The 16,980-nt window shown below is 40.6% G+C and carries 12 protein-coding genes; 3 read left to right on the top strand and 9 right to left on the bottom strand.

What is annotated here, in order from left to right; translation table 11 throughout:
- The first annotated feature begins 11 nt into the window (after positions 1-11).
- Positions 12-2,657 (top strand): AsmA-like C-terminal region-containing protein, encoded by a 2,646-nt coding sequence (locus GSF09_RS03325; protein ID WP_159799521.1) that lies wholly within the window; start codon positions 12-14, stop codon positions 2,655-2,657.
- Between the two features lie 31 nt (positions 2,658-2,688).
- Here the strand turns inward: GSF09_RS03325 and GSF09_RS03320 are convergent, their stop codons facing one another.
- The gene (locus GSF09_RS03320; RefSeq protein WP_159799520.1) at positions 2,689-3,483 is read right to left on the bottom strand and encodes a DUF2797 domain-containing protein; all 795 of its coding nucleotides are present in this window, start codon (positions 3,481-3,483) and stop codon (positions 2,689-2,691) included.
- Between the two features lie 42 nt (positions 3,484-3,525).
- Here GSF09_RS03320 and GSF09_RS03315 point away from each other — a divergent pair, with 42 nt between their 5' ends.
- On the top strand, positions 3,526-5,067 hold the full coding sequence (locus GSF09_RS03315) for a GH3 auxin-responsive promoter family protein (protein WP_159799519.1): 1,542 nt from the start codon (positions 3,526-3,528) through the stop codon (positions 5,065-5,067).
- A 236-nt stretch (positions 5,068-5,303) separates the two neighbouring features.
- Here the strand turns inward: GSF09_RS03315 and GSF09_RS03310 are convergent, their stop codons facing one another.
- The 7 genes from GSF09_RS03310 to GSF09_RS03280 form a co-directional block, all read right to left on the bottom strand.
- Positions 5,304-7,400: a glycoside hydrolase family 97 protein gene (locus GSF09_RS03310; protein ID WP_159799518.1), complete on the bottom strand. Its 2,097-nt coding sequence runs from the start codon at positions 7,398-7,400 to the stop codon at positions 5,304-5,306.
- A 153-nt stretch (positions 7,401-7,553) separates the two neighbouring features.
- A complete protein-coding gene (clpX, locus tag GSF09_RS03305) occupies positions 7,554-8,786 on the bottom strand; it encodes an ATP-dependent Clp protease ATP-binding subunit ClpX (RefSeq protein WP_159799517.1) in 1,233 nt (410 codons plus the stop codon).
- Positions 8,787-8,860: 74 nt separating this feature from the next.
- Positions 8,861-9,535, bottom strand: coding sequence for an ATP-dependent Clp endopeptidase proteolytic subunit ClpP (gene clpP / locus GSF09_RS03300; protein ID WP_159799516.1), 675 nt, complete (start codon positions 9,533-9,535; stop codon positions 8,861-8,863).
- Between the two features lie 87 nt (positions 9,536-9,622).
- Entirely contained in the window at positions 9,623-10,948 is a 1,326-nt protein-coding gene (gene tig / locus GSF09_RS03295) for a trigger factor (protein WP_159799515.1), read from the bottom strand.
- A 95-nt stretch (positions 10,949-11,043) separates the two neighbouring features.
- Positions 11,044-11,397, bottom strand: a complete 354-nt coding sequence (locus GSF09_RS03290) for a phage holin family protein (RefSeq protein WP_159799514.1) — start codon at positions 11,395-11,397, stop codon at positions 11,044-11,046.
- 78 nt (positions 11,398-11,475) lie between these two features.
- Positions 11,476-13,047 (bottom strand): G-D-S-L family lipolytic protein, encoded by a 1,572-nt coding sequence (locus GSF09_RS03285; protein WP_159799513.1) that lies wholly within the window; start codon positions 13,045-13,047, stop codon positions 11,476-11,478.
- 13 nt (positions 13,048-13,060) lie between these two features.
- Positions 13,061-14,362: an OmpP1/FadL family transporter gene (locus GSF09_RS03280; protein WP_159799512.1), complete on the bottom strand. Its 1,302-nt coding sequence runs from the start codon at positions 14,360-14,362 to the stop codon at positions 13,061-13,063.
- A 269-nt stretch (positions 14,363-14,631) separates the two neighbouring features.
- Between GSF09_RS03280 and GSF09_RS03275 the strand changes: the two genes are divergently transcribed.
- Entirely contained in the window at positions 14,632-16,209 is a 1,578-nt protein-coding gene (locus tag GSF09_RS03275; RefSeq protein WP_159799511.1) for a hypothetical protein, read from the top strand.
- Here the strand turns inward: GSF09_RS03275 and GSF09_RS03270 are convergent, their stop codons facing one another.
- A complete protein-coding gene (locus tag GSF09_RS03270) occupies positions 16,210-16,977 on the bottom strand; it encodes an alpha/beta fold hydrolase (protein WP_159799510.1) in 768 nt (255 codons plus the stop codon). It lies immediately after the preceding gene.
- Positions 16,978-16,980 lie beyond the last annotated feature (3 nt).

The raw sequence follows: 16,980 nt of genomic DNA, 5'->3' as shown, positions 1-16,980 counted from the left end.
CGATTTTTATTATGGTTAAAAAAATTTTGAAGTGGACAGGGATTACCCTGCTGATTATAATTATACTGCTGGCTGTTGCCCCTTTCCTTTTTAAAGGAAAAATAAAGGAGATGATAGCAAAGGCTATTAACGAACAGGTTGATGCAACTGTCACTTTTGACGATGTACACCTTAGCCTGTTTAGCCATTTTCCTAAAGCCAGCGTTACCGTAGATAAGCTAAGTATAGTCAATAAAGCCCCGTTTAAAGGTGATACACTGGTATATATGGGGGAGCTTGACCTCAATATGTCGGTCATGGAGTTGTTCAAAGGCGATGGGGAGGCTATGAGTATAGAATCGGTTACGTCTAAAAACGGCATCATCAATATACTTTTCAATAAGGATGGCATAGGCAATTTTGATATTGCGCTTAAAGATGAAAAAGAAAAAACAGCAGACGATTCTGAAAGCAAACCTTTTGCGCTTAATATACAGGACTATGATATTGAAAACTTAAGGTTCATGTATTTTGATGAACGTTCGCAGATAAAAATGGTTATTGACAGCATTAACCACAAAGGCAAAGGTAATTTTGCCGAAAGCAAGCTCGACCTGGATACCGAAACCACTGCCAGCCTTACGCTTGATATGGACAAGACCAATTACATGCGCAATGTAAAACTCAAGCTTGATGCGGTTTTGGGGCTTGACCTTGATAAAAGCGTTTATACATTTAAAGAAAACAAGGCATTGATTAACCAGTTGCCTTTAGAGTTTGACGGGAGTATGGCATTGCTTGATGAAGGGCAGCAGTTTGACCTGACATTTAAAACACCAACCTCTTCTTTTAAAAACCTGCTGGGGCTGGTACCGGAATCATACTCCGGCAATATTGAATCGGTTAAAACAGAAGGCGATTTTACTATAAACGGCAAAGTAAATGGGCTGAACAGTGATAGCAGCGTCCCTAAATTTAATATTGCCATAGCATCAAACAATGCCTCATTTAAATATCCTGATTTACCAAAATCAGTCCAGGATATTGTAATAGATACAAAAATAGTAAATGAAACAGGTGTGCTGAATGACACCTATGTAAACCTAGACAGGCTTTCATTCCGCATAGACCAGGATGTGTTTAATGCAAAGGCAACCATAAAGAATGTAACGGAAAATGCACTGGTTGATGCCAACCTTAAAGGAACCATAAACCTGGGCAATGTGGGGCAGGCCTACCCTGTTAAGCTTGACATGCCGCTATCGGGCATACTTAAGGCCAATGTGGAAACAAAGTTTGACATGAATGCTGTTGAAACTGAACAGTATGAAAAAATACAGAACAGCGGCAGCCTGAGCCTGAGCGGCTTTACTTATAAGGGTGATGCAATGCCTAAACCGGTACAGATTAACCAGGCCGACCTGCAGTTTAATCCAAGCAGAATTAACCTGAGCAGGCTGAATGTAAAAACGGGCAGCAGTGATGTGGCAGCCACCGGTACACTTGATAATTTTTATGGCTTTGTTTTTAAAGACCAGGTATTAAAAGGAAACTTTAACCTTGACTCCAACCAGATAGTGGTATCGGATTTTATGACTACTGAAACTGAGGAAGAAGCCAAAAAGAAAGAAAAAGCTGCACCTTCAGACGCGGTTAAAATACCTGCTTTTTTAGACTGCACAGTTACTGCAAAAGCCAATACTGTTGTTTATGATAACTTAAACCTGAAGAACGTATCCGGCAAACTGATAATTAAAGACGAGGCAGTTTCCATACAAAACCTGAAAACAAGTATGTTTGACGGACAGATTGCAGCCAATGGCAAAGTTTCTACCAAAGCTGCAAAACCAACTTTTGCCATGGATCTTGACTTGAATAAGGTAGATATACCGCAAACATTTACCCAACTGGAAATGCTTAAATCAATTGCCCCAATAGCAAATGTTATTACAGGCAAACTCAGCACAACCATAAACGTATCGGGTAATCTTGACAGTAAAGAAATGACGCCCGACCTATCTACACTTACGGGAAGCCTTAACGGACAGTTATCATCCGCAGCGGTTAAAGCCGATAATTCAAAACTGTTGAGTGCGCTGGACCAGAAACTTAATTTTCTTGACTTCAGCAAGCTAAAGCTTGACAACCTAAAAACCAACCTTACCTTCAATAACGGGAAAGTGAACATACAACCGTTTAACTTAAATTATCAGGATATAGCCATTAAAGTTGGCGGGCAGCATGGTTTCGACCAGTCAATGAACTACGATATAACTTTTGATGTTCCTGCTAAATATTTAGGCAGTGACGTAACCAAACTTTTAAGCTCGCTTAACAGTACAGATGCCAGTAAGATAAGCGTTCCTGTAAAAGCTAATTTAACCGGTACTTTTAAAAGCCCTAAAATAAGCACTGATTTATCACAGTCGGTAACCAGCCTTACTCAGCAGCTTATACAGCAGCAAAAGGACAAGTTGGTAAAACAGGGCACATCTGCCTTAGGCAATTTAATTAAAAACGCCACAGGCGGAAATAAAAATGAAACCGCAAAGGACACTGCTAAATCAAACCCTAAAACTAATGAGGAGATAAAGCAGCAGGCCGCCGAAAAAGGCAAGGAAGCCATTGGCAATGCAGTTAAAAACCTGTTTAAGAAAAAAGACAAGAAAGAAGAATAAAAATAAAAAGCACTCATAGGAGTGCTTTTTATTATAAATTTATCTGCACCGAGAATCCTTCATAGGCCCGGACATTAAATACGGTGCCATCTTCAAACATAAGGTACTGTCCTTTTATTCCTGTAAGTTTACCCTGGTAAACGGGTGTAGTAACAAGGTTAAGGCTTTTTATCTTTGCAGGATATTGCAATACAGGGTAATCCAGTATATAAAGCGGCTGGTCTTCACTGCTGAAATGCTCCTTTACCTCATCCGGTAGGAGGCTTTGCAATTCCCTCCTTTTTTGTGCTAGGTCTATAGGTGTAACCGCGTTCAAAAGCATCTTTTTCCAATTAATTTTATCACTAAAGTGGTTTTTTAATGCTACCTCGGTAATACCTGCAAGGTAACGGTTAGGCACTTCAACCACAGGCATAGCCTGTGATGCACCCTGGTCAATCCATCGTGTTGGAACCTGCGTTTTGCGTGTTACCCCTACCTTAATTTCGCTTGATGAGGCTATATAAACAATATGGGGCTGCAACTGTGCCCGCTTTTCATACACAAGGTCGCGGTCGGCAATATCAAGGTGGGCAGTACTTAATTCGGGGCGCATAATCCAGTCGCCCGCTTCGGGGATTGCATAAAAGCAGTCATAGCAGTACCCCATGCGGTATATTTTTTTCTTTTTGGTGCACTTAAGGCAGCTAAACCCCATAAAGTTAATCTCCAGGTCGCGCCCCAGCAACTGGTTCACGTTCAAAAAACTGTTTTCAAACACCAGGTAATACTGTATGGGCGAGCCTTGTTCTGTTTGCATTTTTGTCAGTACGCCTTCGTATTGCATAGTAAATTTTAGTATTTTTATAGGCATAAAGATACTATAAATATGGCATTGGCTATCCTAAACTCAATTGCATCATGGATTCTTAAAAAAAGGATACACCAGATGGAGTTGTTTCTTAAATACCCCAACGAAGTACAGGAAGAGCTGTTAATGAACCTTATACGTGTTTCTGAAAACACGATTGTAGGTAAAAAATATGATTTTGCATCAATAAAAAGCTACAGGACTTTTGCCGAAAGGATACCTATATCTACCTATGAAGACCTTGAGCCGATGATTGAGCAAACCCGCAGGGGCGAACAAAATGTTTTTTGGCCGGGGCAGATTAAGTGGTTTGCAAAATCAAGCGGAACTACGAACGCCAAAAGTAAATTTATCCCCGTAAGCACAGAGGCACTGGAAGACTGCCACTATAAGGCAGCAAAAGACCTGCTTTGCCTGTACCTGAATAATAATGAAGATTCGCAACTGTTTACAGGAAAAGGGCTGCGCCTTGGCGGCAGCAAGCAGTTGTATGAAGACAATAACACTTTTTTTGGCGACCTTTCGGCAATACTGATTGATAATATGCCCATGTGGGCTGAATTTAGCAGCACACCCAGCAATAAGGTATCGCTGATGGGCGAATGGGAAACCAAGCTTGATGCCATTGTTAAGGAAACAATTAATGAAAATGTAACCAGCTTTGCAGGTGTTCCTTCCTGGATGTTGGTTTTAATGAACCGCATACTGGAAGAAACCGGCAAAAACAGCCTGCTTGAAATATGGCCTAACCTTGAAGTATATTTTCATGGTGGCGTGAGCTTTGAGCCTTACAGGGATCAGTACAAAAAAATTATACCGGGTAACGACTTTAGGTATTATGAAATCTATAATGCATCTGAAGGTTTTTTTGCCATACAGGATTCCAATGACAGCAATGAGTTACTTTTAATGCTGGATTATGGTATTTTTTATGAGTTTATCCCTATGGACACCTTTGGTACAGCCAACCAAAAAGCCGTACGCCTTGCAGATGTGGAAAAAGACAGGAATTATGCGGTTGTGATTACCACAAACTCGGGTTTGTGGCGTTACCTTATTGGCGATACCGTACGCTTTACCTCTGTAAACCCATACAGGATAAAAATTACGGGAAGGACAAAACACCATATAAATGTTTTTGGCGAAGAGCTCATGGTTGAAAATACCGACAGGGCATTGGCCAAAGCCTGTAATGCCACAGGTGCAGAAGTTATTGATTATACTGTAGCCCCTGTATTTATGCAGGGCAGGGAAAAGGGCGCACATGAATGGATAATCGAGTTTAAAAAAGCGCCACTGGATGCAGAGAAATTCAGCACTATACTGGATGAGGCGCTGCAATCTGTAAACTCTGACTATGAAGCCAAGCGATATAATAACATGACCCTTAATCCCTTAGTCCTGAACATAGCCCGCCCAAAACTGTTTTATGACTGGCTTAAGGCGCAGGACAAACTGGGCGGCCAACACAAAATTCCACGTCTTTCCAATGACAGGCAATATGTAGAGCAGTTAAAGGCCTTGCAGGAAGACAAAAAGCTTTCCACAGGCATGGTTTAAACTTTAACATATTGAAAATCAATATGGCTCGTTATTTGTTATTACCTTTGCAGTACATTTAAAAACAACATTAATGAAGAAGGTTTATTTACTGTTAGCTGCGGGAATGTTTTTAATGATGGCCTCCTGTGGGCCCAAAAGGTATGGTTGCTATGGCAAACGCCGATGCATAACACAATCAACACAAAAGACAAATACAATAGAAAAAGGCTGCCAAATGGCAGCCTTTTTTATTATTACTTAATACTTATAGCAGCCCCGCCACCCGGCGCAAGCCTTTGCTTAAGCTTCGTTTTATTGTTCACCTTAACTTTTTTAATAGTATAGCTTTTCGGGTTTTTATCATAGCTGGCATCTTTACCGTCTGCATATATTGTTGCAGTATAGGTTTTCCCTTTAGGTAAAAATTCAAAAGTAAATGTTGCCGTACGCTCATTTTCATCCGTAACCGCGCCAAGGTACCACTCGTCTTTTCCTTTTGCCTTACGTGCCATGGTAATATAATCTCCCGGTTCTGCTTCAAGCACCCATGTTTTATCCCAGTCAACCGCAACATCCTTAATAAACTGGAACGCATCAAGGTATTTATTATAGGTTTCCGGCAGGTCGGCTGCCATTTGCAAAGGGCTGTACATTGTTACATATAATGCAAGCTGTTTTGCCAGTGTAGTATTTACCTTCGAGTTATTGTCAGGATTATAGGCGCTCACATTCATCTCAAAAATACCCGGGGTATAGTCCATAGGCCCTCCCAAAAGCCGGGTAAACGGCAGTATAGTAGTATGGTCAGGATTATTACCTCCAAATGATTCATATTCAGTACCTCTTGCCGATTCATTACCGATAAGGTTAGGATAAGTACGTGCCAACCCTGTAGGCCTTACAGCCTCATGAGCATTAACCATTATTTTATATTCAGCCGCTTTTTTAATGGCATACAGGTAATGGTTAACCATCCATTGTCCGTAATGGTATTCGCCACGGGGAATAATATCACCCACATAACCGCTTTTTACAGCGTTGTAGCCATTATCCACCATAAACTGATATGCCTTATCCATCCAGCGTTCGTAGTTTCTTACAGAACCGGATGTTTCATGGTGCATGATAATTTTTACCCCTTTGGATGCAGCATATTGATGTAATTCCTGAACATCAAAATCAGGATATGGAGTAATAAAATCAAAAACAAAATCCTTCGACTTTCCAAACCAGTCTTCCCAACCCTGATTCCAGCCTTCAACCAGTACAGCATCAAAGCCGTGCTTCGCAGCAAAATCTATATATTCCTTAACATGGGCAGTATTCGCTGCATGTTTGCCATTAGGCTTTACTTTGCTGAAATCTGTTTCCCCCAGTTTTACACTGTTAAGGTCGGCATAAGCCCAGCTGCTTTTACCGGTTATCATTTCCCACCACACGCCTACATATTTAACAGGCTTTATCCATGATACATCTTTAAATTCTGTAGGTTCATTAAGGTTATATATCGTCCTTGATAATAATATATCGGCTGCTTTATCACTAACAAGCACTGTTCTCCATGGTGATTGCGTTGGCGCCTGCATATAACCTTTATTACCCACAGCATCCGGTGTAAGCCATGATTCCAGGACCATGTTTTTATCATCAAGGTTTAGCGACATGCAGGAATATTCAACCAAGGCAGCTTCATGTATGTTTATGTAAAGCCCATCATCACTTTTCATCATAAGGGGAGTTTGTACCCCTGTAGGCGAAAAAGTTTCCTGCGATGCATTCGGAGTTATTGCAGCATCCATTTTACCTCTTACTTCGCTTAGTTTAGATGTAACTGTACTGTATTCCTGTGTATCATAATCTCCCGGAAGCCAGAAAGCCTTATGGTTGCCGGCAAGGGCAAACTGTGTCCTTTCTTCCTTAATCACAAAATAGTTTAGGTTTTTCTGCTCCGGGAATTCGTAGCGAAAACCAAGCCCATCATTAAACAGGCGGAAGCGTATGCGTATGTACCTGCCATCCTGTTCCTTTTGGCTTAATGTAACCAAAAGTTCATTATAATTATTACGTATGGTTTTTTCTTCTCCCCAAACCGGTTCCCATGTTTCATCAAAAGAGGAAGTTTCTGTTTTATCTATGCTAAAACCGCTTAACATTGGCGGCACATCCTTGGTCTCAATACCAAGCTTGCTGGGCTTTATTACAGGCTTATTTTTATAAGCAAGTTCATACATTGGTTCACCTTTGGTGCTAATGCTGAATTTCAGAGTAATATTTTTATCGGGAGATGTTATTTGCTGCGCATGCAATAGTAGGCCTGCCAACAGGAAAACAGCTGAAAAAAGTTTTTTCATGAAGTTAATTTTGAATGTTTGTTACTGATTGATAAAAATATCAAAATTAACGATAGTATAACCCACAAGGTTTTGATTTTATCCTTCGCAAACCTTTTCGTGTTGAAAACTTAAAAACCAAACCCTGCTATTAGCAGGGTTTGGTTAGTGTTATTAAGATGCCGCTTTAAGGCGTTTTAATAAAGTTTTGTTTAAGTGGTGCTCAACATATTCCCTGTCAATCATAAGCTCTTTTTCATCAGAGCTTGGCAGTTCATACATTGCCTCAGTTAGTATCGCTTCACAAAGGGAACGAAGCCCACGTGCACCCAGCTTATACTCTAATGCCTTATCTACTATGTAATCCAGTGCCTCATCAGTAACAGAGAGTTCAACCTCATCCATAGCGAAAAGTTTTTTATACTGCTTTACCAGTGCATTTTTAGGTTCGGTAAGTATGGCGCGCAATGTTTCCCTATCCAGCGGATCCATATGTGTTAACACCGGCAGCCTGCCAATAATTTCAGGTATCAGCCCAAAATCTTTTACATCTTTTGGTATAATATACTGTAAAAGGTTGTCCTTATCAATATTGTCATTGCTTTTTGATGTACTGTAACCTACAGCCTGCCTGTTCAGCCTTTTGGAAATTACACGCTCGATACCGTCAAAAGCACCGCCTGCAATAAACAATATGTTTTGCGTATTTACCTCGATAAACTTCTGGTCAGGATGTTTTCTTCCCCCTTTTGGCGGAACATTAACTACAGTGCCTTCAAGCAATTTAAGCAAAGCCTGCTGCACGCCTTCCCCAGAAACATCCCGTGTAATGGAAGGGTTATCGCTCTTGCGGGCTATTTTATCAATTTCATCAATAAACACTATGCCCCGCTCCGCTTTTTTAACATCATAATCGGCAGCCTGTAAAAGTCGCGTCAGTATACTCTCAACATCCTCGCCCACATAACCTGCCTCTGTAAGTACAGTAGCATCTACTATGGTAAGCGGTACATTAAGCATACGGGCAATAGTTTTGGCTACAAGCGTTTTGCCCGTACCTGTTTGCCCAACCATTAAAATGTTGCTCTTTTCAATTTCAACTTCATCTTCGGTGCTTTGCTGCATAAGCCTTTTATAATGGTTATACACTGCAACCGAAAGCACTTTTTTGGTTTGATCCTGTCCTATTACATACTGGTCAAGAAAAGCCCTTATTTCCTTAGGCTTTTTTAACTCAAGTTCAGCCGAAAGGGACGATGAGCCGCTTTGGCGCAGCTCCTCAAGCACTATACCGTGCGCCTGTTCTATACAGCGGTCGCATATATGTGCATTAATGCCTGCTATAAGCAGGTTTGTTTCCGGCTTTTTCCTCCCGCAAAATGAACACTCTAAAACTTCTTTAGCCATATTTAAAATTTATTATCCTGTACAGAAAGGATATTTCTGCACAGGATAACGGTTATTTTTATTATTTATTCTGTTTATTCCCTTATCAATACTTCATCAATCATACCATACTCTTTTGCCTCCGGCGCTTTCATCCAGTAATCCCTTTCACTGTCCTTATGCACTTTGTCATAACTCTGGCCCGAGTGCTTGGAAATTATATGGTAAAGCTCTTCCTTAAGCTTCAGCATTTCACGAAGGTTAATCTCCATATCTGTGGCCACGCCCTGCGCACCACCGGAAGGCTGGTGTATCATAACGCGTGAATGCGGTAATGCCGAACGTTTTCCTTCTGTGCCGGCACAAAGCAATACCGCACCCATAGAGGCTGCCATACCGGTACAGATAGTGGCTACATCAGGTTTAATATACTGCATAGTATCATACATCCCTAACCCTGCATAAACGCTGCCACCCGGCGAGTTGATGTATATCTGTATATCTTTACTTGAATCTGTGCTTTCCAAAAACAAAAGCTGTGCCTGCACAATGTTTGCCACCTGGTCATCAATACCGGTGCCCAGAAAAATAATCCTGTCCATCATAAGGCGTGAAAAAACGTCAAGCTGGGCAACATTCATCTGGCGTTCTTCCATAATGTACGGAGTCATGCCTGTAGGCGTTACACGGTTAACAATTTTATCATAATATAGATTATTTACGCCATGATGCTTTGTGGCATATTTCCTGAATTCTTTACTGTAGTTCATAAATTTTTTAAGCTTAATTAAATATAGAACAAAAAAACGCCAAACCACAAGGTTTGACGTTCAAAGATACTTATTTTTTGCAATATATTATTCGCCGTACATTTCTTTAATAAAGTCTTGGTAAGAAACTTCTTTCGACTTATATTTTACATTCTCTTTAAACAGATTAAGCATTTTTTCGCTCATTACCTGCTCAGAAAGCCTTTTAACCTCATCTTTATTAGAAAGCACCCTTGCCACAATGTTTTCCACATCAGCATCAGTCGGGTTCATCTGGCCAAATTGTGCCATCTGCTTTTTAATAACCTCGGTGGTATAAGCCTTAAGGTCTTCAAAGTTTATTTGCAAGTTGTTATCTGCTATAATCTTACCTTCAATAAGCTGGTAGCGCAGTCCTTTTTCAGATTTTTCATATTCCTGTTCCGCTTCTTCAGCAGTCATTTCCTTTTCGCCTGCGGTCTGCAGCCATTTTTTAAGGAATTCGGCAGGAAGGTCAAATTTCGTGTTCTCTATAAGAAAATCAGTTACATCATTTAAAAACTTCTGGTCAGCCTGCTGTGCAAACTGCTGCTCCGCATCCTGCTTAATTTTTTCCTTTAGCTGCTCTACAGATGTTACTGTCCCTTCACCAAAAAGTTTATCGAAAAACTCCTGGTTAAGTTCCGCTTTTTCGTGAGTGTTTATTTCTTCAATGGTAAAGTTAACCTCAACATCCAGGCCATGAACATCGTCATGCTCCACTTTAAGATAATCCATAAGTTTATGGTCATCATCAAAAAGTCCTTTTGTTGATACAGTTACCACATCACCTACTTTTTTGCCGATAAATTTCTTAGCTGCTTTTTTGTCTTTAAATATATCGGTAGTAATGGTTGTAGTATTGTTTATACCTTTTTCCTCGTTGGTGAATGTGCCACGAATGTCGTCGCCTTCCTCAACTTTATCTTTAGGTATAAGTTTGCCGTATTGCTTTTGTATACGCTCAACCTGTTCGTCAAGCATTTTATCATCTGCAACTATATCATACTTTACAAGCTTGTTTTTTGCACCAAGGTCAACAGAAAACTCAGGAGCTAAGCCAAGCTCAAACTCAAATGAATAATCATCGGCATCCCAGTTGAAATCTTCAGTTACCTTTGGAAGCGGGTTACCCAGTATGTCAAGTTTTTCTTCTACAAGGTAATCGTTTAGTGATGATTGCAAAATTTTATTTACCTCATCAAGCAAAACCGCCTTACCATATTGTTTTTCTATAAGGCTCATAGGCACTGCACCTTTCCTGAAACCCGGAATATTTGCATTTTTCCTGTAGTCCTGTAACACTTTATCTACTTTAGGCTTATAATCTTCCTTTGTTATAGCCACTGTAACAACAGCATTTAGCGCATCTACCTGCTCTCTTGTAATATTCATTATCTAAATTGTTTAAATACCATAAAAATAGGGTTGCAAAATTATACTTTTTTTGCAACCCATACAAGTTTTTAAAACTGTGAATTTCAATATACTTAAAAGTTTGACTGCTGCCTGTCCGAAAGGCCTGAAACAAGCGACTGGAGAAACGACAGCACAAGGCTGAAAAGCAGTGCCCACCAAAAACTCTCTACCCTGAACCCCGGCACCAACTCACCGCACAGCATAATAATTATGGCATTTATAACAAGCAGGAAAAGCCCAAGCGTAAAAATTGTAGCAGGCAGGGTGAGCAGTATTAAAACCGGCTTTACAAAAATATTCAGCAGCCCCAGTACCACTGCCACAAGTAATGCTGTGGCCCAGCTACTAACTTTAATGCCGGGCATTACCTGAGATAGCAGCACTACAAAAACAGTAGTAAAAAATATATTTATAAGTGTTTTCATCCCTAAAGGTTTTACTATTGTAAATATACAAAAAGCGCCCATAACCAGGGCGCTTTAAAGGTATTTTAATATTGCTTATTAGTTGCTTGGCAGCACGGTTGCACCAGGAAAATCTCCTGCACTTACTAATGGCAGCTTCGCTTTATAATAGCTGTTTATTACCTTAATAATTTCATTGGTAACAATAGCATAGCCCCTTGCATTTGGATGGATACCATCAAGGGAAAACAGAGCAGTACTTAATGTTGCAGTGCTGAAATAGTTACCGTAATATACCTGTCCGTCATCTGTCTTTAAACCATTTGTTAACTGTGCTAATATAGCATTCATATCTGCCACAGCCAATCCTTTTGATTGCGCTATAGCCTTAATGGTGTTATTAAACTTAACGGTAGCGGCATTAGCAAGGCTTGCCTCTGCAGCCGTTAAAACGTGCTGGTCTTCAAGCGGGTAAGTAATACCATATTTATTAAGCATGGCAGGTGCGCCAGCCGGTGCCGAACCTATAACCGACCTTGTTGGCAATAAAACAAAGTCTGCATCAGTAGCCTGCCTTGCCTGCCCGAAAACCATACCTAAGCCCGCTGCTGTTACAGGATCTACCCCGCCGCCTACAAGAGCAGCCGTTAATGATACAGAAACATTGGTAAGGCTTTCATCCTTAATCATAACAGGGTTACCACCTTCAGCAGAAAACAAGCCTATCCTTCCCGGCTGTCCGATAGCATCTAAAGCAGCTGATAATGGGCCGTAAAGACTGGTATTAAGCTCCTGGATTGTTGCAAGCCCTACAGCTTCATTGCCTTCACCCAGTGTAACGGCATTTAGCGGATTGTAAGGTACTGTTGTAAAATAGGGTACAGAAGTTACATTAGGTATTGTAGCCACAACTCCTTTTGCACCGTTAGAGGTTAATGTATTTATTATAGCAGAATAAGCCCCTGCAAAAACATCCGGGTCAGTTATATCGTTACTGCCATAAGTTGCAGGGTTCATATTACCCATCTGGTCTACACCTACCCCACCCGAAGTTGTATAAGAAAGCACATCATTATTACCTATCCAGTTGGTAAAAAAGGTAGGGGCTTTCATCATGGCATCTCCCAGTACGGTAGCATCTGCAGCAGTGGCATGCCTAACAAAATACGGATTTGCACTAATAGGCGTTGTAGCCAGCCCGGCAGGGTCGCCATAGCCCGGCGCAATAAGGTGAAAGGATTTTGCTCCCGGCACACCCATATTGTTATATGCCGTTTTTTGCTGAGTAAGTGTTATTGTTGATGTACCGGCAATTGGTTCAGGCCCGCCTGCACTGGCATCAATTATAAGCCTTGTAGGAAAACCGGGCAGCCCGCTTATCCCCCCAAGGTTATTTACATCTTCCTCAAATGATGGCTGTGTAAACTCACCACCGCCCACAAGTGCAAATTGCTTTGCAAGCATGCTTGGGAAAGAATATTTTTGCCCAACGCAGGATAATGTACCATCCATTGTTCCTGCCGTTAGTGAATTTCCCAAAGCTACATAGGAGCTGAAATCAGCTTCTCCTGCCGAGTAGCTGCCATTGGTAACTTCGTTGTCAAACTCAGGCTCACAAGCCATAATACCTGCTGCCAAAAGTGCCAGATAAACTATTTTATTATTTTTCATCTCAATTCTTTTTTTAGAAACTATACGTTAAACCAACCCCTGGTGAAAACACCACATTTTTGTAAGTACCGCCAAAGGAAACATTGGTACCGTCTTCATTATAATAATCGTATGAATTGTCGGTTTCATCAAAGTGAAGGTAAAGGAATGACACATCCACACCCAGTTTAGAGGTTATCTGGTAAGTTAAACCTCCTGTAAAGCCCATAGAATCGTTTCTTGGTGTTTCAGGTGCAAAATAACCATCCTGAACAGGACTTTCATCATAGTACCATCCTGCACGGAAAGCAAACTTACTGTTCGGCTTAAATTGTGTACCTACCCTGTAGGTGCTGGCATCTTTGTAGTTCCTTGGGTTAACAGATGTTGGTACATTTGATGTTGATGTCTTTTTAAAATCAACCACAAGCGCATCATATACGTGCCAGAAAGCACGGTTGTAATCAAATGCCACAAGCCATTTATCTGTTACCTGGTAGGATATACCTGCGGTTAGCTCAGCAGGAAGCGGAAGGTCAGCATTAAATGTAGTATTGCTTAGTACTGTAGCATTCGGGTTAACAGTAGGGTAAGCCGGGTTGCTTCCCAAAGCTGCAGGTACATTATAAAAATTAGCATCGCCATCGCGTGCCTCCATTATTATTTCCGAACGGTAATTTACACCAAGGCGAACTTTATCAAGCGGGTTAAACATAAAACCCGCAGTCCATCCCCAGGCATTAACGCCTTTGGCCTCAATAGTAAGGTTAGAGCGGTTTCCGTCTGGCGTCCAGTCATCAGTCATGCTCCTGCTCAGGTTCCTGTTAAATTCAACGCCACCGGTTACATATATAGGCCCACCACCCACACTGAAATAATCACTTAGTTTTAATGATATGGTTGGCTGTATGTATATTGCCTGAAGGTCGATATTGTTTACAAGGTGCGAACCTTCCCAGTCCCTATCCCATTCTACTGCACTACCGTATGGGCTGTAAACCGCAAGCCCAACAGATAACCAATCGGTTGCCTTATATGATGCATATACGCTGAACGGGGTTCCCATATTTTCTGTTGAAGCCCTCCAGTTGTAGGTTTCATTCTGAAATTTTGTTCTTGCAAAAAGGGCGTTACCACCCACCGAAACATTAAAACGGTCCTGAAGGTAAACTGCACCGGCAGGGTTAAAAAACAATACTTCGGCACTGTTAACCACCGCTACCCCGGTATGGCCCATGGCAAGTTGCTTTTGCCCCTGCAAAGCAACACGGTACCCTCCCGCAAAAGCAGCGGAAGCTGTAAGGGCCGTTAGTGTTAAAGATAATAATTTCCTCATAGTCTAAAATAGGTGTTAGCTTTTATAAAATGTTTATATCAAAATTATAATAAAATATGAATTATACAATATTTTGAGCGATTTTATTATGCATTCATAATATAAATTTTCATAATTTATATTTTAATAATTTTTACCATAGTGAGGTTTATTGAACACCTCATATTAAAAACATCACCATTCTTCTTTTACCCATATATTAATAAAAACCTAAATATTTAATTACTAAAAAATTAATATGTAAATTCAGCATATAAACCGTGTCAAAAATGCCGTCAGCTTTAAAAAAAACATCATATGTAGTCCTGGGCCTTATCGCTTTGGTTATAGTTATAAACTTCGGGCTCTCCTATTGGGTATCCAAAAAGCTGCCTGAACTGCTGGCATCTGAAAAAAAATTTCCTTACAACCTTGCCTACAAAGATTTAGACTTAAACCTGTTTACAGGCAGTGCAGCCTTAAAGGAAGCTTACCTTGCCCCAAAAGACAGCGCTGAGCAGAAGATTAAAACCGGTATTTATGCCCATATAGATAAAATTGAGATAAACCACCTCAACCTCTGGGCATTATGGAGAGAAAATAAAATAAAGGTAAAAGGCATAAACATTGTTTCACCCAAAGTTATACTGCACAACAGCGGAAAAGACTATAATGCCAAAGACGAGGCCGTTAAACCGTTAAAACAGGCTATAACCACGAACGGACTGGAAATACACAAAGGTAATTTCACAATGCTGGACTCAACGGGGCAAACGGTATTAAAAGCTGCAAACATAAACTTTAGCCTGAATGACATAAAAGTTGACAGCACCACTGTAAAAGAAAATATCCCTGTAAGGTATAATGGCTACAATTTTGATTGTGACAGCCTGCTTTTTAAACCTGATAACTTTTACAATATTACTGCAGGTAAATTTTCCTGTAATGACAGTTCGCTCACCGTACAGGATTTTAAAATGCTGCCCCGGCAAAGCCGGGCGCAATTCAATAACATGATACCGGTAGAACGCGACCAGTTTACCTTGCAGGCAGGCAGGATAGCTATACCTGAAAATGACTGGGGTTTTTTAAATGACACGCTGTATGTGCATGCGCCGGAGGTATTGCTGGAAAAAGTGAATGCCAATATTTATCGCGGCAAAATGGTAAAAGATGATTTTTCCATAAAAAAACTGTACAGCGAAATGCTCAGGTCTTTAAACTTTGACCTCAAGGTTGAAAAGCTAATGCTTAAAAACTCAACAATAGAATATGAGGAACAGTTAACCTACAGCCGCCCTCCTGCCAGCGTTACGTTTTCCTCCTTTTATGCCACGGTGCATAATGTGTACAGCCCCATAAATAAAGACTCGATGCCCAACACAGTTATTGATGTGCAATGCCGCTTTATGAAAGCAGCCCCTTTAAAAGTAAACTGGGCTTTTAATGTTATGGATACCAGCGATACTTTCAATATCACCGGGCATCTTCAGAATATTGACAGCAAAAACATAAACCCTATATCCCGCCCGTTGATGAATGTTACCACTACAGGCACCATTAAAAATGTAAAATTCAATTTTATGGGCAACCGGAATGACGCAACAGGCACATTTGCCATTGAGTATGACGACCTGAAAGTAAAACTTTATAAAAAAGACGGTAAAGAAAAAAATAAATTCATGTCGTTTATAGGCAATATGCTGGTTAAAAATGACAGCAGGGACAAATTAAAAGAAACCCATATAAAAACAGAGCGCGTAAAACACAAGTCGTTTTTTAATTTCCTCTGGCGTTGTGTGCAGGACGGCCTTAAGCAAACACTCCTACCCGGTATTATAAGTGGAGGCTCTAAAGAAAAAGATTAATTACCGTTTCAGGAAATGCAGGGTTTCATCCATAAAATCCTTTGGATTTTCGGCGTGCAGCCAATGCCCTGAATTTTTAATATCCCTTATAACAGCTTTAGGAAAATGGTGCTTAATGCCATCAAAATCACGTTCCCTTATATAATTTGATTTATCACCTCTTAAAAATAACACATCGCCATTATACACGGCATCTTCAGGAAGTGCCTGCCCAATATTTTCAATCTTTTCATTAAAAACAGCAAGATTAAACCGGAAAGCAAGCTGCCCGGGTTCTTTCCAATAAAGGCTTTTCATAAGAAACTGCCGCGTGCCAAAGTCAGGTATATATTGTTTCAGTATTTCCTCAACATCACTGCGTTCCGGTTTTTTTGTAAAGTCAACCGCATTAAGCCCCGCCAGTATATCCTGGTGGTGGGGTGCATAGTATTTAGGACCTATATCGGCTATAATCAGCTTATTAACAATTTCAGGGTACATAACCGCAAAAAACATAGCTGCTTTACCACCCATTGAATGCCCTATTACATCTGCCTTATCAATATTATTATGTTTACAATATTCCAGTATATCACCTGCCATAGTATCATAATCAAAAACATCCGAGTGGAAACTTTTCCCATGGTTACGCATATCCACAGCATGAACTTCAAAGCCATTTTCAGCATATTGCCCCGCAAGTGTTTTCCAGTTATCCGACATACCTAAAAAACCGTGTATTATAAGCAACGGCCTGCCTTCCCCTTCTATTCTTGATTCTAATACCATAAT

It is taken from the genome of Flavobacterium sp. MK4S-17 (assembly GCF_009848495.1).
GTDB lineage: Bacteria > Bacteroidota > Bacteroidia > Flavobacteriales > Flavobacteriaceae > Flavobacterium.
Note: the sequence above shows the minus strand (reverse complement) of the source record. Positions and strands in the feature narration are given on the sequence as shown.